Genomic DNA, 23,748 nt, shown 5'->3' with positions numbered 1-23,748 from the left:
TAAATCAGTATCTCATTATATAAAATTTCAGAATATTCCCAATTAATATCCCGGATCTGCTAAAATAATGAATATAAATAGTCATTAACGAACAGAAGGGATGGGTTGTACATATGCATGTACCTTTAGTGTTAACGGATTTTTTAGATCGGGCAGTCGAACAATATGGAGAGAAGATAGCGATTATTGATGATGTGAAGCGTTTGACGTATAAGCAGCTGAATGCCCGCGTGAATCAACTATCCCGGGGGCTACAGGAATTTGGGATTGAAAAAGGGGACAAGGTTGCGTATTTAGCTCCCAATACCGCAGAGATGCTGGAGGGGTTCTATGGGGTCTATAGTGTCGGAGGGATCATGACACCACTTAATACGCGCTTAAAACCTGCGGATTATCTATTTATCCTGACTCATAGTGAGAGCAAAGCATTATTTGTGGATGAGGAACTTTATCCGCTGGTGCAGCCGATTCTGTCTAATGTGCCGGATTTAAAGCATATTGTGATCCATGGTGAGTCAATAGATGGACATCCCGGCTATGACGAGTGGCGCGGTTCATTCAGCGACGAAGCTTTCGATCGCGTAGACTTGGAAGAAACCGATATCGCTTCTTTATTATATACGAGTGGGACGACAGGAGATCCGAAGGGAGTGCTCCTCACCCACAGGTCCAATTATTTGCATGCTCTATCATCCATGCATCATTTACGGGTTTCGGATCGCGACACGTTACTACATGTCCTGCCCATGTTTCATGTGAATGGCTGGGGTTCACCTTTCTATTATACTGCCAACGGTGCGACCCAGGTGATGCTCAGAAAAGTAGACCCTGAGATGATTTTAGATAAAGTCGAGAAGCACGGCGTAACGGTTATGCATATGGCGCCGACTGTTCTGAATATGCTTCTGGAGAACTATCCGAACAGGGAGCGGACGATCGGACAAGATGTAAGGGTTGTCATTGCGGGTTCGGCTCCTCCACCAGCATTTGTCCGAAAGGTAGAAGAGGATCTAAAGTGGGAGTTTATCCAGGTGTACGGAATGACTGAAATATCACCACTTATCACTACATCCATCCTGAGATCTTCCGAACAGGACCGACCAAAGGAAGAAAAATACCGGTTAAAGGCGAAAGCCGGCTACAGTATGATTGGCAGCAAGGTAAAAGTAGTGGATGAGCTCGGTAATGAAGTGCCCCGTAACGGGAATGCGATTGGAGAAATCGTGACAAGAACGAATACCGTGATGGAAGGATATTTTAAAAACCCCGAAGCAACCAATCAAGCCATTCGAGATGGATGGCTGCATACAGGTGATATGGCGACGGTCGACGAGAATGGCTTCATTGAAATTGTCGACCGGATGAAAGACGTCATCATCAGCGGAGGAGAAAACATCTCTTCCATTGAAGTAGAGGGGGCTCTCTATGAACATGACAGTGTCCTCGAAGCAGCGGTCGTAGCCATCCCCCATGAGCGTTGGGGAGAAGTGCCCCATGCAGTCGTTGTTATCAGGGAAGGTCACAGCTTAACGGAAAAGGATCTTATCGAATTCAGCAGAGAAAAGCTTGCCCACTTCAAAGCACCGAAGAGTATTACCTTTGCAAAGGAGTTACCTAAGACCGCTTCAGGAAAAATCCAAAAGGTTGTGCTCCGAAAAGAATACTGGAAGGATCATGACCGGATGGTTCATTAGGAAGTATTATTTTGGCGTGCGACAGCACGCTTTTTTCATTGGATAACAAAGGGTTTATTTCCAAAATCTCACTCATTTGTTTATCATAATCTATTCGTGGTAAACAAGAACTAAGCACTTACAGACACACTTCAAAGGAGAGATTGTTAATGAAAATAAGAAATTTATTACTAACTTTACCGCTGAGTGCAGGCTTGGTTTTAGCTGGTTGTGGAAATGATGAAGGTGCCGAAGATGAAGCTAATAACGTGGAACAGCAGGATACTTCTCAAGATGAAAGCACTATGAATGAAGAGTCGAATAACGAAGATTCCATGAATGAAGACAAAGCAGATGAAGAAGATAATGAGGGTACGCTTAATGAAGATCCTTCCGGTGAAACATTGAATGACGATGAGGTGGATAAGGACGATAAAGCCTCAGAAGAACAATAGAAGGCATTCTGAAAAGGGCTTAGCTGAGTCCTTTTTTAATTGAAGTGCACAGTAGCCCATATAACACCCATTAACTATACCTGTCGTCCCTGTTTAGGCTTCTTCAGCATAAATTATAAAAAGGAAGTTTTATCAGCATAATAACAGGGAAAAGCAGTTTTTAAGAGTATATAAATGGAGGGCGTAAAGATGAGTTTAAATTCCCCGTTGGTTCCAAAATCTAAAACCCATTGTTCCAATGAGTATGGAAAGTTAAAGAAAGTGGTTGTTGTTTCACCTGAAAATATGCAAATAAATGAAATCATAAATGAGACTCAAAAGCATTTCCTAAAGGAAAATATCAATATAGATAATGCGGTACAGCAACATAAAAACTTTGTTGATACGTTAGAGAAAAATGGTTCAGAGGTCATTCACCTTCAACCATCACCAGAGTTTAATGAACAAGTCTTCACAAGGGACATCGGTTTCACGATTCATGATCAATTCTTCGTTGCATCGATGAATACCGATGTCAGGCGGGGCGAAGTGAAAACGCTGAAGAATTGGCTGGAAACGAATGACGTGCCTTATCATGAACTTCTCCATTCCATTGAAGGAGGGGATGTGCTCGTTGATGAGCAGAATATTTGGATCGGAGTGAGTGGACGGACGAACCAATTGGCCATCCAATCGTTACGAAATCAGCTCCCCCAATATACCGTTCATGAGTTACCTTTAAAAGAAGGAATTCTTCATTTGGATTGTGTATTTACGATCATATCAGAGGGGTGGGCCCTTGTGTATCCACCTGCCTTTTCAAAAGAGGATCTTGAGAAGATCAAGTTGCATTACAATATCATCACTGTAACGGATGATGAACAATTTCAAATGGGACCCAATGTATTAGCAATCGGTGATGGGAAAATCATCAGTCTTACTCTAAATCAAGATTTGAATGAACGAATCAGATCAAAAGGTTTTGACGTGATTGAACTGGATTTATCCGAAATCATCAAGTCTGGGGGCTCATTCCGTTGTTGTACGCTTCCCCTGATTAGAGAATAGAAGTCTTATTGACTATGAACTGAATAGATTCATTAATGAAAAACAGGTGGCTTTATACCTGTTTTTCTTCATTTTACAGAAGCTTTACACTCCTGTAGTCCTTTTGCAAATGGTTCTTCATATTTCCCCTTTATTCTACATATGTAGTCGAACTTATAGGAGGTAGGGTAAATGAAGAAATCAATGAAGAAGATTCTTCCGTTAGCGGTTGTGTCAACATTAGCTCTTGGAAGTGTAATAGGAATGAATCAAGACAACACAGAAGCACAAGCGAAGGAATCCAAGAACGGCAAAGCCAAAAACGTCATCTTTATGATCGGTGATGGAATGGGCGTTCCTTATACAACGGCACTTCGCTATATGAATGACAATCCTGAAACAGTTGAGATGGAAAAAACGGCATTCGATCCTTACCTTGTCGGATTACAATCCACTTATCCAGAGGATGAGAAAGAAAACGTGACAGATTCAGCAGCTGCTGCGACAGCAATGAGCGGCGGAGTCAAAACTTACAATAATGCGATTGCAGTCGATAATGATAAAACAGATGTTAAAACGGTATTAGAGCAGGCGAAAGAAAACGGCATGTCTACAGGAATCGTAGCAACATCAGAAATCACCCATGCCACTCCGGCATCTTATGGTGCGCATGAAGAGCAGCGTAAAAGCGAAAATGCGATTGCGGATGACTACTATGATGAAATGATTAATGGAGAACATAAGATAGACGTCATGTTAGGTGGGGGGACGGACTTCTTCGAACGTGATGACCGTAACCTTGCTGAGGAGTTCCAAAAGGATGGCTACAGCTATGTAAAATCCGCCGAAGAACTGAAAAATGACGACAACAAACAAGTTCTTGGTCTTTTCTCTGAAGTGGGAATGGACAAGATGATCGACCGTGATAAAGAACAGCCAAGCTTAGCGGATATGACGACATCTGCACTCGACCGTTTAAAAGGGGACGAGGACGGATTCTTCCTTATGGTGGAAGGCAGCCAAATCGACTGGGCTGGTCACGATAATGATGTGGTCGGGGCTTTGAGTGAAATGAGAGACTTTGAGAAGGCACTTGAAGCAGTAAGGGATTTTGCAAAAGAAAATGGTGAAACATTGGTAGTTGTTACAGCAGACCATTCTACAGGGGGAATCTCGATCGGGGCAGACGGTGAATATAATTGGGATCCGGCACCGATTCAAGCTGCAAAGAAAACACCAGACTTCATGGCTGAACAAATTGTGAACGGTGCTTCAGTGGAAGAAACATTAGCCGAAAACATCGACCTTGAGTTAACGGAAGAGGAAATCGCTTCTGTGAAAAAAGCAGCAGAAAAAGGCGATCAAACCGAAATCGATAATGCCATCGAGAAAATCTTCGACAAACGTTCAGGTACTGGCTGGACAACGGATGGACATACAGGAGATGACGTTCCTGTGTATGCATTTGGTCCTCAAAAAGAGAAGTTCTCGGGCATGATCGATAACACAGATCAAGCAAAAATGATTTTTGACCTTCTTAAAAACAAAGGGAAAATCAAAGACGATAAATAAGCTTAAGACAGATGATGAGACCATGCTTCTCCTTCCTTTTTGGGAGGGCTGCATGGTCTTTTCTACGATTATGCTTCTTCTAAATCTGAAACACTTACTTCGGAACGTTCTTCTAATGGTCCGCGAAGATGAACAACGGCTGTTTGACCGTCTTCATTAACAGAGTCGATCCAGACAGATGCATCTTTATATTTTACTTCAATATCAGCTGAAGAAGATAATATCTGTTTTGCACGATTATAATCCATTCTTCATTTCCTCCTTATAGTCTATTTTCATTGGTTAGTTTGTCCTTTTTTTAGAGAAAAATGAGCGTATATTTCATTTTGAATCCGATACGCTAATAGTGAAAGGGTGATGACATGAAGAAACAGGATGAAAGAACATCGACTACAGAAGCAAATATGGAATTGAATGAAAGATTTTATGGAAGTAATGAAAAAGAAGCTGATCCGGCGCCGCCCACTTATATTCAAAATAATACAGCCGCGGTAAAGATTACCGGTGATGATGAGTAAGAGTACCAGCTGAATCCTTTACCTATAAATAACAAAAACCTGCCCGATTTTCCATCGGACAGGTTTTTGTTATTTCGTTTTGTTACGCTGATCTTTATTATGTTTATTTCCCTTACTGTTGTCTCCACTCGTGATTTCAGTAGCAAACTCTGTTGTGCCACGCTTGGGTGAATTTTGATTTTCACTGCCTTTGTTGACCTTTTTCGTCATATGAATCCCCTCCAATCTATTCAATTCATCTTTAGTTTTTGAAGAATAACTTTAGGTTATGCAGAATTGAAATGTTAAAGAAAGATTAAAAATAATTTAGCATAGTTTTTTGGGACAAGAATAAGGTATAATGTAAAGCGAAATGATTACGATTAATAAATGCAGTCTAAAGAAAGGAAACGTAAACGAATGAATTCTTTGAGGAGCTTTAGTCAAGAGATGACAGGGATACTATTATTTTTGTTATTCATTGTTCTTTTTTTAGCGGGAGATTGGGTGAAAGTCTATGTCCCGGAAGAGTTTCTTACCTCTTCGATGGCGAATGTCATTACCATATTCTTGAGTATCCTCTTAGAAGCGATCCCTTTTATCTTAATCGGTGTCTTCGCATCAGCACTTATTCAAGTATTTGTGTCTGAGAGGTTATTACAAAAAATCATTCCGAAGAGGTTCCCCTACCTGGCTTTGTTTCCTGCAGCTGTAGTAGGGGCATTGCTTCCTGTATGTGAATGTGCGATTGTACCGGTGGCCAGGAGGTTAATTAAAAAAGGGATGCCTGCCCATCTTGCGATTGTCGTCATGGTTACAGCCCCTATTTTAAATCCGATTGTCTTCGCATCTACTTACTATGCGTTCCAAAATAATATGACGGTTGTCTGGGGGAGGATGGGTATTGCTTTAATAGCTGCCTTAATCATTGGGGCTCTATTGTACAGGTTTTATGGAAAGAGAAACCCGCTAATACAGAAAGCGCGTGTCCAAGAGCATCATCACGATCACTCATCCAATAAACTAATGCAGACAATTGTACATGCCAGTGATGAATTTTTTGACATGGGCAAATTCCTTATCATCGGAGCATTTGTTGCAGCGGGATTTCAGACATATCTTGATAGAGAATTGTTAGTGGGGATTGGGACGAATGAGGTTCTTGCACCGGCTGTTATGATGGGGTTTGCCTATATTATTTCACTATGTTCAGAAGCAGATGCATTCGTGGCTTCGTCTTTCGGCAGTATCTTTTCTGCATCATCCCTTTTGGCATTTTTAGTGTATGGGCCGATGATTGATTTCAAGAATACATTATTGATGCTTGCTTACTTTAATAAAAAATTCGTGTTGATCTTTATTGGAATCGTGACAATCGTAGTATATATTTGCACGCTTGTATTCCAAGTATTTGTGTAAAGGAGGCTAGAGGAGTGAAACAATCCATCCAATTCCATACATTCATCAGAGGGATCATCTTAATTGGTTATGCTCTCTTGGTATTGAAACTATTTTTAACGTTTAATTTGCAAAACTTTGTCGCACCCAAAATGCATGGTTATATGTATTTTGCTCTGGGGGTCTTCATTCTCCTGGGGGCGATTCAAATCATCCGGGGTACATCTTCAGCCTCTGCAAAAGAACACCATTGTGGTTGCGAAGGTCATGAACTGCCTAAAGGGTTCATCAGGTCCAGCATGGTATATGCTCTATTTATTTTTCCAATTGTGGTGGGATTCCTCCTGCCAGATAACTTATTGGATAGTTCCGTTGCGGCTAAGAGAGGGGTGAAAGTGGGGAATAGTCTATTCTCAACACCCCCATCCAGTGAACAAAACGGAGTAAATCAAGGTGAGAGTGCAGAAAAAAATTCGTTTGCAACTGAGCCTACCCTCGGACCGTATGATGAGTTTCCTGTGGAAAAGGATTTCGACAAGTTGAAAGAGATAGTAAATAAAAAAGAAAAAATATTCGTAAGAGATGAACAATATATTCAAACATTAAGTATTGTGGATGAAAATCTTGACAACTTCGTCGGTAAAGAAATTCAGCTTACAGGTTTTGTTTATAAAGATGAAGGATTTGCAGAGGAAGAATTGGTCATTTCCCGTTTCACCGTTACATGCTGCGTAGCCGATGCCTCGGTTTATGGTTTATTGGCACGTGATTCAGAACTGAGTAAACTGGAACCAGATACATGGATTAATGTGAGTGGCGTGATTGATAAGGTAGATTTTAATGGTCAGGAAATGCCTGTAATAAAGAATCCGGTGTTTGAAGTAATCGACCCGCCTGCTAATCCTTATGTAGAAGAGTTTTTTATTAAAATTGAATAAACGAAAGAATCCTTACTTTTATGTAAGTAAGGATTCTCTCATAATCAATAAATCGTAATTATTTCGTTTTAATAGGCATAATCAGGTGGTGAGAATATGTATGAATGGATCATAATCGGTGGAGGTATCCATGGATGCACCGTGGCTACGTATCTTGTGAAAAAGAAAAAGGTGCCAATTCATAAGATATGTGTAATTGATCCTTACCCAGGGCCATTATTTAAATGGAAAAGGCTGACTGGTTTAATTGACATGCCGTATTTGCGTTCACCTTTTGTCCACCATTTGGATACACATCCATTTAGTCTGAAATCCTTTAAGAAGGGTGGAGGAGAAAATTTCTACGGACCATATAAGCGGCCGGCTCTTACTCTATTCAATCAGCATAGTAACGCTGTCTTGGAAGGAATAAAAATATCTAAAGCCTGGTTTCAGGGAAAGGTGGACCACGTTGAGAAAGGAGATAACGGTTGGATAGTAAGAACCAGTAGTTTGGACCATTTTCATGGGAATAACATTGTGATTGCAACGGGAATGAATAATAAATTGGCTTATCCCTCTTGGGGAAGTGCTCTTGTTGCGTCACGCCCAAAACAAGTTGGACATTTATTTGCTGAGTCCCTTCTGAGAATAGAGCCACCAATCGTCGTGATAGGTGGAGGGATCTCCGCTGCCCACATGGTGGTTAAGCTAAGCAAACAATTCCCCGGACATGTATATCAAATAGCCCGTCACCCTTATAGAGTAAACGATTTTGATAGTGATCCAGGCTGGCTTGGACCTAAATACATGAATGGATTTGTAAATATTCACAGGTACGAACACAGAAGAGAGGTCATTGATCATGCCCGTCATAAAGGGTCTATGCCAAGTGAATTAGCTAATAAGTTGAGAAATTTGAAACGAAGCAACACGTTCACCTTTATCCAAGATGAAATCCAATCATGGGATGTATTAGGCGATGAGATTATACTGCATTTAACGAAGGCAGAGTCGAGTGTAAAAGCAAAGACGATACTATTTGCCACCGGATTTTCAAGAGAGGTCATGAAAGTGGACTGGCTGCAAAAACTCATTCAAAAAGAAAAGTTAGCGTGTGCGAAATGTGGTTTTCCGATAGTGAAAGAGGACTTGTCATGGTGTAATCATTTATTTGTTACGGGACCACTGGCTGAGTTAGAAATCGGGCCGCCCTCGCGTAATATTTCAGGTGCAAGGAAAGCAGCAGAAAGAATAGTGAACCATACAACTTAAATCGTAATGATTTCGAATTTAAAAGGAGATGAATGTTTATTATGAAAGTACCAGTAACAGTATTAAGCGGTTATTTAGGATCAGGCAAGACGACATTATTAAATCATATTTTACATAATCGGGAAGATAAGCGAATAGCGGTTATTGTGAATGATATGAGTGAAGTGAATATCGATGCGTCCCTCGTGAAGAGTGGCGGATTCACTAGAACAGAAGAAAAACTAGTCGAGCTTCAAAATGGTTGTATTTGCTGCACCTTAAGGGAAGATTTAATGATAGAAGTCCAGCGATTGGTCGATCAGGGGAATATCGATTATATTGTGATCGAGTCTACCGGGATCTCGGAACCGATTCCTGTAGCTCAAACATTCACATATATGGATGAGGAGATGGACATTGATTTAACAAGAAACACAAGACTGGATACAATGGTGACGGTTGTGGATGCCAATCGATTCTGGCATGATTTTGCAAGTGGTGAAACGTTGCTGGATCGCTCTGAGGCAACAGACGAAGGGGATACAAGGGAAGTAGTGGATTTGCTGATTGATCAAATAGAGTTTGCGAATGTGATTGTGTTAAATAAAATAGACTTAGTGGAAGAAGTGGATGTAATAGAATTAAAAGCTGTTCTTCATAAGTTGAACCCGGAAGCGAGAATCATCGAAACCTCACATTCTAAGATTTCATTAGATTACGTACTGAACACCCGACTATTCGATTTTGAAAAAGCAAGCCAGGCAGCCGGGTGGATAAAAGAATTACAAGAAGAACATACACCCGAGACTGAGGAATATGGAATTTCTTCTTTTGTCTATCGCCGTAACAAGCCTTTTCACCCAGAACGTTTCATGGCTTGGATGGAGGATTGGCCGGTAGACATCGTGCGTGCAAAGGGCTTCTTTTGGCTGCCGACCCGTAACGACATGACGGGCTTATTGTCCCAGGCAGGCCCATCGATCATCATCCAGGGAGCAGGGGAATGGGTAGCTGCTTATCCTGAAGATGAGAGAAAAGAAATCCTTGCTGAAGAAGTGGAATTAGCAGAGAAATGGGACCCTGTTTATGGGGATCGAATGAATGAAATCGTGTTTATCGGTCTTGAGATGAACAGGGAAGAAATCGAGCAGTCATTGGATAGCTGCTTGCTAACAGAAAAAGAAATGACAGAGGATTGGACTGGATTTAAAGACCCGATCCCTGCTTTTACAGTGGAAGTTTAATAGATGGAAAAATCCAGGCGCATGAACGCGCCTGGATTTTTTTTAGTTTATCGTATTGATGACAAATTATGAAACTGGACTTCTGGATAAGATGCACTGCGAACATGGAGCTTGTATCTATATGCCTATATTTAACATTCCTGCTGATATTTTGATTCTTCTAAACGATAATGAAGATAGGAATCTAGAGGGAGGTAATAGAATTGCATGAGAAAATGGAAGGGATGAAGAATGCGTCTGGAATACCGGGCAGGTGGTTTGTGGATGAAATGGCAGAAGGGTCGGAGGGCTATCCGATTTTATTTATTCATGGAATTCATGCCTCATCAGACACGTGGATTAGAGAAAACGATCTACAGGAATTCACACGGAAATATGGGCACCAAGCCGTTTTCATTGATTTGCATCCAGACGAAGATATGTGGAAAAATGGGCAGATTTTAGAGGGGAAGCTTCGTGAGATTTACGACTATTTTAAGAGGAAGGTAGTGGTTGTGGGGCATAGTAAGGGAGGGATCGATGTTCAAACCGCATTGGTTCATTATGGTGCCGGACCCTATGTAGAGAGAGTCATCACTCTTTCGTCTCCTCATCATGGATCAGAGCTTGCAGACCTTGCCTATAGTAAATGGGCCGGCTGGTTAACGGATGCTTTAAAGAGTAAAAATAATGCCGTGTTCTCCTTGCAAACGGGATATATGAAATCTTTTCGTTCCCAGACGGACGAACTTGATCTCGCCAAAGCCACCCCATTCTATACATTCGGTGGTACAGGATGGGGAGGGGTGAATTCTGAATTGTTTTGGGGCGGGTTATACTTAAGCCGATTTGGACAAAGTGATGGAGCGGTTCTGGTAACAAGTTCACGCCTTCCGTATGGGGGTGAGGTGCAGGTCCGGGATTGGTCTCATACGACGATAAAAGAGGGCGGGGAGATCTTCCCTTATTTAAAGGATCTCTTAACAGAAGAGGTGCAAGAGATATCCTATGCTGCCGTGAGCGAGCATGCAAAAGAGGGAGAAACATCGGTCCTCCATAGAGGCGGGGCATTTATGGGTATTGGAGTGGAGAAATTTTCTGTCGAGGAAGAGGTAGAGAAAATCTCGGTGGACTGGATCAGTGATCAACAGTTTACGCTCTATGAGCTCATTAGTCCGAACGGGCAAGTGTATAAACAGTTCATGATTACGGAAGATGCGACAGGCTTTTTCCCAGGCGCTTATCATCATTCCATTATCATTTCCAAGCCCCTTTTGGGACAGTGGGAAATGAGGGCACATAATAGTCAAAGTGAAAAATACATGCTGACCATTCTGTTTCAGAAAGGGGTTAGTAAAGGAGGGAATCAATTGACGGGTGATGGAGAATCTTTAATGGGTTCATGGAATATACTCGACAAACCTGTGAAGAAAACATATACCATTCACCATATCCCAATGAAGAGCGGAAACAAAAAGCAAACCACCCTCATTACAACTGAAGATCTATCTTCTTTGCCTTTAGCTGAATTTGAAGAAGGAGTCCATAACATCACCATCGATATAGAAGGAGAAACCCAGGAGGGAAACAAATTTCAGAGAACGATTATTCAAACCGTTTATGTAGATGGAAAGGGGAATATCAATTAATGGTTTGAGGTGACTTAAATGAAAGGTCCGTCCCTCTGCATAAACGGGGACGGACCTCTGGATTATAGTGCGCCAAGGAATTCTGTTACCTGTTCTGGTGTTTTGGCGTTGGCGCTGTGCAGGTGAGCGATTTTTTCGCCGTTTTTGTAAACCAGCAGGCTGGGGATGCCCATGACGTCATATTTTTCGGCGATTTCAGGAAATTCGTCTTTATTAATGTCGTACCATTTATATTGACCGAACTCTTCCATGATCTCATCAATGAACATATCCATACGACGGCAGTCAGGACACCAGTCTGCATGGAATTTCACGATCACCGGCTCTGCCGAAGTGATTAAATCTTCAAAGGTTTCTTTGTTTTTGATTGATTGCATGTTGTTAACCTCCCTTTCTACATTATTTTATACAAACAAACAATCAATTGTAAAACGAATCATTTTTCGTCTGAACTTGTACATGATAATATGGGAATACATTTTGAAAGAAAAAGGTGACATTATGCAACCGATCAAAGTTGGATTAGTAGGATACGGTTTTTCAGGACAAAGTTTTCATCGCCCGTTACTCTCACATTTGGAGGAGTTTCATATTGAAGCGGTGCTTTCATCTGATGAAGAGAAAGTGTTGAAAGACATTGAGGGTACAACAGTGGTGTCGTCCCTTGAAGATTTACTTCAACAAGACATCGAATTAGTGGTGATCACAACGCCGAACCATCTTCACTATGCCATGATTAAGCAGGCTTTACTAGCTGATAAACATGTCGTGGTAGAGAAGCCATTTGTGACGAATAGTGTCGAAGGAAAAGAGCTGATAGCTTTAGCGAAAGAGAGAGGCTTGCATCTTTCTGTCTTCCATAACCGACGATGGGATGCCGACTTTTTAACCATCCAAAAATTACTCCAAGAAGAAGCTCTAGGACAAATCTATACATATGAAGCCCACTTCGACCGTTTCCGCCCGACTATTAAAGACCGTTGGAAAGAAAATAAAATCGAGGGAGCCGGTGTGCTATATGACTTGGGCTCACACCTCCTGGATCAAGCACTGGCCCTGTTTGGTACACCACATTGGGTGCAGGCAGATGTGTTTCCACAAAGAAATCCGGAAAAAGCGGAAGATTATTTCCACATTACACTCGGGTATGACGTATTGAGGGTGCAGTTGTACTCTCGTTCTATCGTCCTTGATCCAGGACCGCGATATCAGGTTCATGGAGTAAAAGGAAGCTTCGTGAAGCACGGAATGGATCGTCAGGAAGATGATTTAAAAGCTGAGAAAAATCCTCTTATTGAAGATTGGGGTATGGAAGATGAAGAAAACTGGGGTACGTTGACAACCATTTCTGATGACGAAGTGACCTCAGAAGTCATTCCTTCTGAAAAGGGAGATTATACTCAATACTACAAAGGGATATATAAGACATTAAGAGAGAGCAAATCTCTTCCTGTAAAACCTGAAGATGCTTTAGGCGTGATAGAATTGATTGAAGCATGTAAAGATAGCGCGGAAAGTAAACGTGTTATTTATCTGAGTTAAAAAAGAAAGGCTCCCGCCCAGGGGAGCCTTTCTCTTGCTATTATTCCACAGTACCGGCCTCTAATATCTTTACATTTGCCTCCACATTGAATTTCACCCTGGGGTAGATGCTTCCTTCCCATTCCTTAATATCGAAGCCACGTACTCCATGTTTTTGATTTTGTCCGATGCCTACAGGGTCGATGCCTAATTCCTGAAACTCCTTCAGCATGGCTAAGCACGTTTCTTCTATATCCTTTTCCATTTTTTTCTCAACTTCTCCCACTTTATCAGGTGTCAATTTTTTTCCGGTATACTCTCTGACAATTCCCCTAACCTTGATTCTCATTGTCACTTCAACAGGATCAGCTTTATGTTTAATCATAATTTTGTGCTTAGTGATTAGACTCGTTACAGAAGCCTCAACCGTTTTTTCGGCAGCGCCAGGCTTTTTCCCCATTTTGATGACATGGCTTCCTTCAGCAAGTTTATCCACTAATAATTTAAAGAAGAACATTTCCTCAGCGGGAATCTTTTTGACCATTTTGTCTTTATCGAAGAGGGCAACACCTGTAATGGCTACACTTTCATTCGTTAGCTTCTTTAATATGGGGAGATACGGTGTCTGTCCTTCTTGAAAATAGTCGAATAGAAATAAATGTAGATTTGTTTCCGGCAATTCCCTTCGGGTGATATTGTGGGTGATCAAGTTAGAAAGATACGTTCCATTTCCTCTTAAGCCATAGTTCCCTTTGATGAGTTCCCCTGCTTCGCCTTCGGTTACCGTTATATATACCCTTGCCCCAACACTGGCGTCTCTTTGCAGGGAGTCTCCAATATCGATAATGCCTTTTTTGGCCAGTTTTTCTCCTATCAACACGACATCCAAGCTTCCTCTTACAAGGGGCTGTTGCGCCCTTCTTTCTAATTTCTCCAACACTTCCCGAGTGGATGATGCTTCTGCAGACAGCGTTCCGTTTTGGATGGATTTATCGGATAAATAAATGGGGAACAGGGCTGTCCCTCTTATTTTATTCTCTCCTCCATAATCATAGGCTTTTCCGGTTTCAACATATAAATCGTCAAGAATTTCCTTTTCTACACATCCAGATAGGAACAGAGAACAAATGAGTAATATGATCAAGGAAAGTTGTTTCATTGTTTTTGTCTCACCTTCTTCATGATAGTCACCAGTACTAAGAGAGCAGGTATGTAAAAAAAGTTGAAATAAAAACCGATTTGTCCTGAAACCGTATTCAAGAAATTAACCTGTTTTCTGTCAGTGATAAAAGTTAAGACGCATAGACAGAGGATACAAATAATGATCAGTGCATGACGATGTCTCAAAGGAGTCATTCGCTTAATGATCCTGCTGGCACACCAGAGAGAGATGCACACGTTGGGCAGAATCACTAAGCACCAATTGGCGATACCGATATATTCAAAACGTTCAACAAAGGGCATTTCAACGATCTTCCACATGGAAAGGGTGGCCCAGACAGTCTTTTCTAATTGCTTTTGACTGAAAAATGCAAAAGAAATAATGGCAATCAGGGTGTATATTATCGTTGTTGTAATTAACCCCCAATGAGCATATTTTTGAGACTTTTTCGCATCTTTAATATAGGGATAGAGCATCAGTATGGATTCGTATCCCAGATAGGTAAGTGACATATTTTTTGTGGAAATCAATATATCTTTGATGGTGTGATCAAATACTGGTAAAATATTTCGGAAATCTGCGTATTTAAACGTAAACGCAAAGGTTAAAATCAGATAACTGGGCAGCACAGTTCCAAAAAATGCTGTACCTGCAATGGTACGGACTCCCCCATTCACAATATAGTAGACAAGAATCAAGAAGAACAACGCAAACATAAACGTACTTAATCGGGGATACATCCATACTTGCAACACCTCGATATACGTCCTCATAATCGTTATGACCAGCAGGCTAAAATAGAGAGCGAATAATAAATTAAATATATTACCAATCCACTTCCCGAAAACCAAAGTATGAGCAGATACAAGGTCCCCTCCAGATTTACCTAAAATAAGGTACATAAGGAACATGAGAACATGAGTAAGGATACCTGCCAGGATAACAGAAATCCATCCATCATACCCCGCATTCATGGAAATGATTCGTTGGAACCCAAGAACCCCTGCCCCGACTTGAATGGAATGAATGAGAAAGAAAACAAGGAAAGGGGATATTTTTCTTCTATCTGGAATGGTTTGCATCTGATCACCTCCGACCTTTATTCATCTATATCTAGCTTTTTCTTTCCTTCCGATGGACGGAACCTGTATGGTTTTTTTGTTCTTAAATATTCTGGACGACCTGCTTGTTTACTAAAAGGGAACCGGATCAGAGCGTCTTTCAGATCCTTCATTCTCGGTGGATAGAGTGGCTCCAGGAACGGTCTGCCCAGGGAGGTTAATTGTAAGAGATGTCCCATAAGCAAGCAGAAGCAGAAAACGATTCCTAATAATCCCCAAAGTTGTGCGAACAACAAGAAGGGGAATCGGAGCAAGCGGATCGTATTGCCCATGCGGTACACGGGAGTCGTAAAGGAAGCAAGCGCAGCAAGGGCAACTAAAATGAGCAGGACGTTACTCGTGATCCCTGCCTCAACGGATGCAGTCCCGATCACGATCCCCCCAACGATACCGATGGTTTGACCAACTTTGGTTGGAAGGCGCGCTCCTGCCTCGCGCAATAATTCAATCGTTAATTCGAGAAATAACGCCTCTAATATAGGAGGCAAAGGAATTTCTTGTCTGGATGTGACAAGAGTGGCCATTAAATCCTTTGGGATAAGTTCATAATGATACGTCAACGCAGCAACATATACGGGTGTAATCAATATCGAGAATGCTACTGCGAAAACACGCACTAGACGGAGGAATGAAGCAATCGAGAAATTCAGGAAGTAATCCTCATAGGCATTAAAGAACTCAACAAGGGTCGTGGGTCCAATCAATGCGTGAGGCGATCCATCCACCATCACGGCCACCTTCCCTTCCACCAGTACAGAAGCGACTCGATCTGGTCGTTCTGAATCCAATAACTGGGGGAAAGGGGAATTGCTATTATCGGCAATGAGCTGTTCAATAAATGAACTATCCATGATTTGATCAAAATCCACGGATCGCAAACGTTGACGCAACGTATTCACATTCGCTTCATCTACTAATCCATCAAGATAGACTAAAGCGACTCTCGTGTGTGTCAGTTTTCCAATGTTGAATTCTTCCACTAACAGCTCTTTAATTGGGAGACGTTTGCGGAGCAGGTTAAGGTTGTCACTGAGAGATTCAACAAAGGCTTCTTTCGGACCAACCACACTGAATTCCACTTCTGGTTGAGAAACTTTTCTACCCATTTCATTTTTCGTTGCAATGAAGGCAAATTTCCGGTTGGAGGCATCCATCGTTAATAATGTGTACCCATTAAAAAGCTTCTGTTCGATATCCGCTTCATCTTTTGAAATTTGAATATCCAATACAGGAACCAAGGTTTTTAGGTCATCAAAGGAGTGAAAATCTTTTGAAAGCAGGGAGGGGAGAACATCCTCCTGCAGAATCTTTCCATCAATCAGAGTGGTAATGAAATGCAAACTGAATTTGGTCCCTGTATAAGGGTTTTGATAAAAGGCTTGTTTATAGTCAGCCGATTTCTCAGCTTCTTGCTTAAAGTTTTCGTAGGTCTGTTTTTTCTTCGTGTTATCGGCGTTTTTCTTGTTCTTAAAGAATGGAAACATACTAATCCCTCATGTTCGATGTATGGTCTATCCTGTAGTGTTTCCGAAAATAGGAGAATTATGAAAAAGGATGGGGGAAGTGGGAAAAAAAGTTAAGGTCTGCTGGATATGAAAGGCGTTTTCGTAGACTTCGTTGCTTTTAAAAGGAAAGTGCTGGTTGATTTCCGCTGCAGGTGCTCGCTTTCCGCGGGGCGTGAGTTGAGCCTCCTCGGGCTTTGCCCTGTGGGGTCTCAACTTTCCCGCTATTCCCGCAGGAGTCGAGCACCTGCAGCGAGAATCAACACTATGCATGAGTTTCTTAATGAAGATAAATATACATACCTACACATTTTAACGGGAGCAGTTCCACTTCTCCTCACCATCCAGCGCATACTGGTTGACAGAGCTTTGGCAGCTTCTGTTTTTATAACAACAATCTCTGCGAAAGAACCATTAAAAAAGGTCAAAAAAAGACTGGAAAAGGAATGTCTCTTTTCCAGTCTCATTTGGTTATTCCTGCTCCAGGAAAAACTTCTCGATATCATCAAGCATGGCATTCGCTGCCATAACGCCACCTGCAGTGTTCCAAATAGCATCGCTTACTTCATACACTTTATCTTGTTTTGCTACTTCAAGGTTTTGGAATAGAGGATCGTTCAGCCACTCTTCAGCAAGCTTGTTCGCTTCCCCATCACCCGTTTCATATGTGAAGTAGAATAACACATCTCCATCCATCGCAGGGATTCGCTCTTTCGTCACACCTTTTTCAGCAAAGTCATCAACATCCTGACCTTCAGGACGGGCAAATCCTAATTGATCCAGGATCACACCTGAGAATGAATCTTTATGGTAGATACGTACGTCACCTGCTAAAAAGCGTACCATAGATACTTCCTGGTTAAGTTTATCTCCAAGTTTTCCTTTAAGATCTTCAATTCGTTGGTCATACTCGGCTAAGACTTCTTGACCTTTTTCTTCTTTGTTTACTGCTTTAGCGTATAATTCAAAGTTTTCTTTCCAGTTACCGCGAAGTGTTTCCGCCATGACCGTTGGAGCGATGTCCTTCAACTGATTGTATTGTTCCTCTTGACGCATTTTGTTCCCGATAATCAGGTCCGGTTGAAGTTTTGCAATGGCTTCCATATTTAATTCGCTTTCAGTTCCGACGACTTCAACATTTTTCATATCGTCGGCAATATGATCGTACCAAGGATCGCCTGTCCAGGATTGTACTGCACCAACAGGTGTCACGCCCATAGAGAGAAGAGCCTCTGTTCCTTCATTTGTAAGGATGACAACTTTCTTAGGAGTTCCTTCGATTTCAGTCGTACCCATTGCGTGTTCTACTGTATAGGTTTCTTCTTTCTTATCATCGTTACTTGCAGATTCTTCTTTTTCCTCTTCCTTATTCCCGCAAGCTGCTAAAAGTAGAAGGGAAGCGATGAGTAATAAAGACATAAAACTTCTTAATTTCATATGTATAAATCCTCCTGAAAAATAATTTGTGGTTGATAATGATTATCATTTATACTTTTTATATTAGTTGAGAAGGTTTTCATTGTCAACATCTAAATGATAATGATTTTCAAAGTCATTGACGGTTGTTTCATTCTTCTTTAAAATAGTAAAAGAAGAAAAGAACGTGAGCATTAATAGATTTTCCTTTCCTTATTGAATTTCAATAAGGGATAGAGAGGTTAACACATAATGAAAATTCAAAAACAATTTATTCTGTTTATAGGAACCATTCTATTTCTCGTATTGTGTATAGGAGTCAGCATTGTCTTCGGGTATACGGATACGTCATGGAGAGTAGCGTTTGAAGCGTTTATCAACCCGGATGGATCGACTGAGCATATTGTGCTCCAGACAATCCGCTTACCGCGGGCACTTATCGCTGCGACAGTAGGGGCATCCCTCGCAATTTCAGGAGTCCTGATGCAGACCTTGACGAAGAATCCGTTAGCATCTCCCGGTATTTTCGGGATCAATGCCGGTGGTGCCTTTATGGTGGTAGTGGCGGTTACGTTATTTGGGGTAACCAATCTTCAATCCTTTACGTGGCTGGCGTTTTTAGGGGCTGGTTTAGCCGCTGTCGGAGTGTATGTCATCAGCTCAGTCGGGAATAAAGGCTTGACTCCCATGAAGCTGACGTTAGCAGGAGCAGCCATCACTGCGATGTTTTCGTCATTCACACAAGGTTTGCTTGTACTGAATGAAGCAGCCTTAGAGCAGGTATTATTCTGGCTTGCAGGCTCTGTTCAAGGGAGAAGCCTTGATATTTTATCCGGAGTATTTCCTTATATTGTGGCAGGCTGGATCCTTGCGCTCATGTTAGCAGGTAAAATGAATATACTTGCCATGGGAGAAGATGTTGCCAAAGGGTTGGGCCTTAAAACAGCCTTGATTAAATTTATCGCATTACTTGTTGTCGTACTGCTGGCTGGAGGTTCTGTTGCCGTTGCCGGTCCAATAGGCTTTATCGGAATTGTCATCCCTCATCTTGCCAGGAAAATCATTGGTGTAGATCATCGCTGGTTAATCCCTTACTCAGGATTACTCGGAGCGATTTTACTATTAGCCGCTGACATTGGAGCCCGTTACATCATCATGCCCCAGGAGGTGCCGGTTGGTGTTATGACAGCCATTATTGGTGCACCATTCTTCGTGTACGTTGCAAGGAAGGGGTTTTAACCGATGAATAGATTTATAGGAAAACGTTGGCTTCAGGACCGGGTTTCTATGCTCGTTGATTTATCAGCCATGAAAAAAATCATGATATTAGGGGTCATCACTTTACTCGTCCTGATAATGAGTACTGGAATAGGCGATTTGAAAATAGCACCTTGGAAGGTCGTTAGCGTCTTCTTTGGAGGCGGAACAAGTTTAGAACAGCTTGTTGTTACGTCTTTTCGACTTCCAAGGATTATCATTGCCCTGCTGGCCGGGATGGCATTGGCCGTGGCAGGGGGGATTTTACAGGGGATGATCCGAAACCCTTTGGCATCTCCCGACATTATCGGGATAACTGGAGGGGCAGGAGCAGCTGTCGTCGCTTTTCTGACCGTTTTCAGCAATGATGATAATACATTGATGGTCAGTATTAAATGGCTTCCTGTTGCTGCTTTTATAGGGGCGGCAGTCATTGCCTTTTTAGTTTATTTCTTGGCATGGAGAAAAGGTGTATCTCCTGTCAGGCTCGTGTTGATCGGAATCGGGATATCAGCTCTGACACAAGCATTGACAACACTTCTTATGATACTTGGCCCTATTTATAGAGCAAGCCAGGCAAACATTTGGATTACAGGTACCGTGAACGGGTCGGATTGGCAGGACGTATGGATTCTGCTTCCGTGGAGCCTGGTCTTTATCCTGTTAAGCTTCTTTATAACCCGTCAATTGAATATCCAGGAACTTGGGGAAGAAATTGCTACAAGTGTTGGAGGGAACGTTCAGCGACAACGCTTTTTGCTTCTATTGATGTCAACGGCTTTAGTAGGGGGGGCGGTTGCCTTTGCAGGAGGAATTGGCTTTGTAGGCTTGATGGCTCCTCATATGGCAAGAAGAATGGTTGGATCTTCTTTCGGTGCGTTACTTCCGACTGCTGCCTTTATCGGTGGAATCCTCGTGATGGTAGCAGATCTGATAGGCAGAACTCTATTCCTGCCGCTGGAAGTTCCAGCCGGAGTATTTACAGCAGCAATCGGAGCACCATATTTTATCTATCTTTTATTTAAAACAAGAAATTCTTAAAGGAGTTGGCCATTAATGAGTGACATTTTACAAACGAAGGATTTGACTCTATCTTACGGGGAACGAACGATTATTGATGAATTGAATATTGACATTCCAAAAGGGGAGATTTCGGTCTTTATCGGTGGAAATGGCTGCGGGAAATCCACTCTTCTTCGTTCCATTGCCAGATTGCTTAAGCCGAAACAAGGATCGGTTCTGTTAGATGGGGAAGCAATCTCTCGTTTATCAACGAAAGAAGTCGCTCGTAAAATGGCCATTCTCCCTCAATCGCCAACGGCTCCTGAGGGGTTGACCGTCCTGCAGCTGGTAAAGCAAGGTCGTTATCCTCACCAAACCTGGCTGAAGCAGTGGTCCCATAAGGATGAAGAAATTGTCCAGGATGCACTGAAGGCAACGAAGATGGAAGAGCTGCAGCACCGGAAAGTGGATGAACTTTCAGGGGGACAGAGACAGCGTGCCTGGATCGCCCTGACATTAGCGCAAGACACAGACATCATTTTGTTGGATGAACCGACTACCTATCTCGATATGACCCATCAAATTGAAATTCTTGATTTACTATTCGAACTCAACGAGAAAGAACAGCGAACAATTGTCATGGTACTGCACGATCTGAATTTAGCCTGTCGCTATGCTCATAATATTGTTGCCATCCGTGATAAGCAAATTTATGCCCAAGGGAAGCCTGAAGATGTGATTAGTTGTGAGCTGGTGAAGAATGTGTTTGATATGGATTGTCAGGTATCCCGAGATCCTTTGTTTGGAACCCCGCTATGCATCCCATTTGGTAAAGGCCGTTGCATTCTGAATGCCGTGGGTGAGACGGGATGAATGCTCTCACCCAAGAACAGTGGGAGACCCTTAAGAAATATCGTTTTCATAAAGAGTGGTCACCTGCTTTTAAAGGGAAAGAAGCAAGCTCATTTTTAGATGAGGAAGGGATGAAGGCTTACCTTTCTGAAAGGGTTGCATTAATTGGAACAGAGGATCTCAAAGTAGCGGCTTCCTTATTCATGAAACGATATGCTTTCGTAGCGGCAATGGGCTTGATGGCGATGACATATTGGAATAAGAAATTAAACCTTAAACCGGAAAATCTTATTCTCATAGATGGAGACAAGAATGGTTTATGGATGCCCCAGTTTTATATAAAAGACGCATCCGTTACTGAATTTACTTCTCATAAGGAAAAAGAGGCATTTATTCAGTCGGTTTTTCGGGAGCATCTTGATAAAGTGATTCAGGTGTTAAAGAAAACGACGAAGCTATCTAATCTCATACTGTGGGAAAACATCGCCGTATATGTTTTCTGGATATACGAGAATGATGCCTTCCTTTTAAGTGAAGGAATGAGAAAGCAGAGGGATGAACAATTCCGTCAGTTGCTTTTGGATGAACACAGCCAATGGTTCGGTCGCTATCACAGAAATCCACTAGCCCGTTACTATAGTAGTAAAGTAAATGTAGAAGGTGTAACGGAAAACGTTCGTGTTCGCAAAACGTGCTGCTTCTCCTATAGACTGGAAAATGGAGAACAGTATCGCTGTAAAACATGTCCGCAAACCTGTCGAGTGAAAAGGACATAGCTCAATATTCACAAGGAGGTTTAAGATAATGAAAGAATTTCCTGAACAATTTGATGCATTGATTGAAAAGTACACTGAGCTATTAGTAGGTGAGACCGATTCGGACAAGAAAGAAATGGTCACCCAGTACGCTCTTTATTCATTCATCGCGAAAAACATGCCTGCTCTCGTGAAGCATTGGAATTCTTTATATCCTGAGGGGAAAGATGAGATGAAACGGATTGTTGGAGAGATAAAAGTGATGAATGAAGCTCATCGCGCTGAAATGAATAGGAAAAAGAATGAAGAGTAAAAATTTTAATGTGGAAGTACCCTTCCTTGTATAAGAGGGTGCTTTTTTATTGTATTTTGATCGGGACAGGGAGGCAGAGGGAGGTTTTAAACGAGTTTGTGGGATCTATTATTGACATTTGCTCGCTTATTATCGACTTTCAAACTTTTATTTTCAAAACTTTACTTTTATTTTCAATTTGCCAAAAATGCCCCGTCTCATCCCGATAAGCTACTAACTCGTAGCTATACCAGCCTCACCCCAAACGCACTTCCCAACAAAAAAGGCAGACCAGCGTCTGCCTTCTGCATTATTGAACCTGACCGCCATACCCATAGGGAAATTGAGAAGAATACTGCTGGTGCTGTTGATACGATTGTTGAATCTTTTGACTGTCGGCAGCCTCGAGCTTGTACCAGCCTTTGCGGAACATTTCATTGTAAAGCTCGCGTTGAGCATTTTGTGTTTCATTAAAAATTGTAAGTAGGTCTTGATATAGTGCTTGATGACTCGCTTCGTTCAGAGCTGTACAATAAGAAGCCGTCATATATTTCTCGTGAGACAGGACATCGGTGATGAAGTCACGATCATTCATCTGTGGTGTAGCCGGTACTTGAGTCTGGGGATTTTGGATTTTTTGCTGATTTTGTTGATTCATATAAGAGAACTCCTTTCTACATCATGTTTTGGTTTTGGTTAGTCGTGTTCAAATGTGCTAGTAGTTGTTGATAGTGACGCTGATGCATCTGCCCGCACTTATCCAGCTCAGCTTTAATCTCAGCATCCTGACAATGAGCTGCGGCGAAATGACACTTTTTCATAGCATTTAAATTCCAAGCAAGCATGTCATTTAAATATAATGAATCCTTTGTGGTAAGCATCTGTGGCGGCTCCGTATAGGCTTGTTGCTGGCTTCCTTGTTGAGGTTGTTGTTGCATATTCTTTTCCTCCTTTTCATTCCTTCAATTGACTTTCTTAATATGATCAATAGGTAATATTACCCTGTATACGACCCCTTAAGAAAGTTTTATAATCATAAGGCAAAGGTTATTTTTCCTAATGCTCAACATGATTATTCACGTGTATACAAATTTCGATAATATTCTACTAAGAACGTATTGAAAGTATATTCAAAACGCTTAAAAGGTGATAAAATGTTGGTAGATATATTATAGTACGAACACTTTCTTTTTTAGCAATAAAG

At 41.7% G+C, this 23,748-nt stretch carries 25 protein-coding genes; 16 read left to right on the top strand and 9 right to left on the bottom strand.

Annotated elements, in window-relative coordinates; genetic code table 11:
* Nucleotides 1-113: 113 nt before the first annotated feature.
* From AAEM60_RS19490 to AAEM60_RS19475, 4 genes are all read left to right on the top strand, one after another.
* Nucleotides 114-1,694 (top strand): long-chain-fatty-acid--CoA ligase, encoded by a 1,581-nt coding sequence (locus AAEM60_RS19490; RefSeq protein WP_341356910.1) that lies wholly within the window; start codon nt 114-116, stop codon nt 1,692-1,694.
* Between the two features lie 149 nt (nt 1,695-1,843).
* Nucleotides 1,844-2,128, top strand: coding sequence for a hypothetical protein (locus AAEM60_RS19485; RefSeq protein WP_299743536.1), 285 nt, complete (start codon nt 1,844-1,846; stop codon nt 2,126-2,128).
* A 189-nt stretch (nt 2,129-2,317) separates the two neighbouring features.
* Nucleotides 2,318-3,175, top strand: coding sequence for a dimethylarginine dimethylaminohydrolase family protein (locus tag AAEM60_RS19480; protein WP_299743539.1), 858 nt, complete (start codon nt 2,318-2,320; stop codon nt 3,173-3,175).
* 171 nt (nt 3,176-3,346) lie between these two features.
* Nucleotides 3,347-4,726, top strand: a complete 1,380-nt coding sequence (locus AAEM60_RS19475) for an alkaline phosphatase (protein ID WP_341356909.1) — start codon at nt 3,347-3,349, stop codon at nt 4,724-4,726.
* A gap of 68 nt (nt 4,727-4,794) precedes the next feature.
* Here AAEM60_RS19475 and AAEM60_RS19470 read toward each other — a convergent pair whose 3' ends face one another.
* A complete protein-coding gene (locus AAEM60_RS19470) occupies nt 4,795-4,974 on the bottom strand; it encodes an H-type small acid-soluble spore protein (protein ID WP_299743545.1) in 180 nt (59 codons plus the stop codon).
* Between the two features lie 114 nt (nt 4,975-5,088).
* Here AAEM60_RS19470 and AAEM60_RS19465 point away from each other — a divergent pair, with 114 nt between their 5' ends.
* Nucleotides 5,089-5,244 (top strand): hypothetical protein, encoded by a 156-nt coding sequence (locus tag AAEM60_RS19465; RefSeq protein WP_341356908.1) that lies wholly within the window; start codon nt 5,089-5,091, stop codon nt 5,242-5,244.
* A 69-nt stretch (nt 5,245-5,313) separates the two neighbouring features.
* On the opposite strand, the gene AAEM60_RS19460 is transcribed toward AAEM60_RS19465, so the two are convergent.
* Nucleotides 5,314-5,454, bottom strand: coding sequence for a hypothetical protein (locus AAEM60_RS19460; RefSeq protein WP_341356907.1), 141 nt, complete (start codon nt 5,452-5,454; stop codon nt 5,314-5,316).
* 189 nt (nt 5,455-5,643) lie between these two features.
* Here AAEM60_RS19460 and AAEM60_RS19455 point away from each other — a divergent pair, with 189 nt between their 5' ends.
* From AAEM60_RS19455 to AAEM60_RS19435, 5 genes are all read left to right on the top strand, one after another.
* On the top strand, nt 5,644-6,642 hold the full coding sequence (locus tag AAEM60_RS19455; RefSeq protein ID WP_299743553.1) for a permease: 999 nt from the start codon (nt 5,644-5,646) through the stop codon (nt 6,640-6,642).
* Between the two features lie 14 nt (nt 6,643-6,656).
* Nucleotides 6,657-7,559 (top strand): TIGR03943 family protein, encoded by a 903-nt coding sequence (locus AAEM60_RS19450; RefSeq protein ID WP_299743556.1) that lies wholly within the window; start codon nt 6,657-6,659, stop codon nt 7,557-7,559.
* A 96-nt stretch (nt 7,560-7,655) separates the two neighbouring features.
* On the top strand, nt 7,656-8,813 hold the full coding sequence (locus AAEM60_RS19445) for an FAD/NAD(P)-binding protein (protein WP_341356906.1): 1,158 nt from the start codon (nt 7,656-7,658) through the stop codon (nt 8,811-8,813).
* Nucleotides 8,814-8,854: 41 nt separating this feature from the next.
* Nucleotides 8,855-10,036 (top strand): GTP-binding protein, encoded by a 1,182-nt coding sequence (locus AAEM60_RS19440; RefSeq protein ID WP_299743562.1) that lies wholly within the window; start codon nt 8,855-8,857, stop codon nt 10,034-10,036.
* A 203-nt stretch (nt 10,037-10,239) separates the two neighbouring features.
* On the top strand, nt 10,240-11,664 hold the full coding sequence (locus tag AAEM60_RS19435; RefSeq protein ID WP_341356905.1) for a hypothetical protein: 1,425 nt from the start codon (nt 10,240-10,242) through the stop codon (nt 11,662-11,664).
* Nucleotides 11,665-11,726: 62 nt separating this feature from the next.
* Here AAEM60_RS19435 and AAEM60_RS19430 read toward each other — a convergent pair whose 3' ends face one another.
* The gene (locus AAEM60_RS19430) at nt 11,727-12,041 is read right to left on the bottom strand and encodes a thioredoxin family protein (RefSeq protein ID WP_299743568.1); all 315 of its coding nucleotides are present in this window, start codon (nt 12,039-12,041) and stop codon (nt 11,727-11,729) included.
* 124 nt (nt 12,042-12,165) lie between these two features.
* On the opposite strand from AAEM60_RS19430, the gene AAEM60_RS19425 reads away from it, so the two are divergent.
* Nucleotides 12,166-13,206 carry an oxidoreductase gene (locus AAEM60_RS19425; RefSeq protein WP_341358026.1) on the top strand — a complete coding sequence of 347 codons (1,041 nt, stop codon included), beginning with the start codon at nt 12,166-12,168 and terminating at the stop codon, nt 13,204-13,206.
* A 40-nt stretch (nt 13,207-13,246) separates the two neighbouring features.
* Here the strand turns inward: AAEM60_RS19425 and AAEM60_RS19420 are convergent, their stop codons facing one another.
* The 4 genes from AAEM60_RS19420 to AAEM60_RS19405 form a co-directional block, all read right to left on the bottom strand.
* Entirely contained in the window at nt 13,247-14,344 is a 1,098-nt protein-coding gene (locus AAEM60_RS19420; RefSeq protein WP_299743573.1) for a Ger(x)C family spore germination protein, read from the bottom strand.
* On the bottom strand, nt 14,341-15,429 hold the full coding sequence (locus AAEM60_RS19415; RefSeq protein ID WP_341356904.1) for a GerAB/ArcD/ProY family transporter: 1,089 nt from the start codon (nt 15,427-15,429) through the stop codon (nt 14,341-14,343). Before AAEM60_RS19415 ends, AAEM60_RS19420 begins: the two co-directional genes overlap by 4 nt.
* A 17-nt stretch (nt 15,430-15,446) precedes the next feature.
* Nucleotides 15,447-16,952, bottom strand: coding sequence for a spore germination protein (locus AAEM60_RS19410; protein ID WP_299743579.1), 1,506 nt, complete (start codon nt 16,950-16,952; stop codon nt 15,447-15,449).
* Between the two features lie 489 nt (nt 16,953-17,441).
* Nucleotides 17,442-18,407, bottom strand: a complete 966-nt coding sequence (locus tag AAEM60_RS19405; RefSeq protein ID WP_341356903.1) for an iron-siderophore ABC transporter substrate-binding protein — start codon at nt 18,405-18,407, stop codon at nt 17,442-17,444.
* A 231-nt stretch (nt 18,408-18,638) separates the two neighbouring features.
* Here AAEM60_RS19405 and AAEM60_RS19400 point away from each other — a divergent pair, with 231 nt between their 5' ends.
* The 5 genes from AAEM60_RS19400 to AAEM60_RS19380 are packed head-to-tail and all read left to right on the top strand — an operon-like array spanning nt 18,639 to nt 22,565.
* Nucleotides 18,639-19,625 carry an iron ABC transporter permease gene (locus AAEM60_RS19400; RefSeq protein ID WP_299743585.1) on the top strand — a complete coding sequence of 329 codons (987 nt, stop codon included), beginning with the start codon at nt 18,639-18,641 and terminating at the stop codon, nt 19,623-19,625.
* A gap of 3 nt (nt 19,626-19,628) precedes the next feature.
* On the top strand, nt 19,629-20,684 hold the full coding sequence (locus tag AAEM60_RS19395; protein WP_299743587.1) for an iron ABC transporter permease: 1,056 nt from the start codon (nt 19,629-19,631) through the stop codon (nt 20,682-20,684).
* A 15-nt stretch (nt 20,685-20,699) separates the two neighbouring features.
* Nucleotides 20,700-21,518 (top strand): ABC transporter ATP-binding protein, encoded by an 819-nt coding sequence (locus AAEM60_RS19390; protein WP_044338193.1) that lies wholly within the window; start codon nt 20,700-20,702, stop codon nt 21,516-21,518.
* Nucleotides 21,515-22,273 (top strand): siderophore-iron reductase FhuF, encoded by a 759-nt coding sequence (gene fhuF / locus AAEM60_RS19385; RefSeq protein ID WP_341356902.1) that lies wholly within the window; start codon nt 21,515-21,517, stop codon nt 22,271-22,273. The genes AAEM60_RS19390 and fhuF overlap by 4 nt, the downstream gene beginning before the upstream one ends.
* A 25-nt stretch (nt 22,274-22,298) precedes the next feature.
* Entirely contained in the window at nt 22,299-22,565 is a 267-nt protein-coding gene (locus tag AAEM60_RS19380; RefSeq protein WP_299744014.1) for a DUF2573 family protein, read from the top strand.
* Between the two features lie 289 nt (nt 22,566-22,854).
* On the opposite strand, the gene AAEM60_RS19375 is transcribed toward AAEM60_RS19380, so the two are convergent.
* Nucleotides 22,855-23,202: a spore coat protein gene (locus tag AAEM60_RS19375; protein ID WP_341356901.1), complete on the bottom strand. Its 348-nt coding sequence runs from the start codon at nt 23,200-23,202 to the stop codon at nt 22,855-22,857.
* A 16-nt stretch (nt 23,203-23,218) separates the two neighbouring features.
* The gene (locus AAEM60_RS19370; protein WP_299743599.1) at nt 23,219-23,482 is read right to left on the bottom strand and encodes a hypothetical protein; all 264 of its coding nucleotides are present in this window, start codon (nt 23,480-23,482) and stop codon (nt 23,219-23,221) included.
* Nucleotides 23,483-23,748 lie beyond the last annotated feature (266 nt).

Origin of the sequence: Rossellomorea sp. y25 (assembly GCF_038049935.1) — a bacterium.
Classification (GTDB): domain Bacteria; phylum Bacillota; class Bacilli; order Bacillales; family Bacillaceae_B; genus Rossellomorea.
This window is presented reverse-complemented; position numbering and strand designations above follow the sequence as displayed.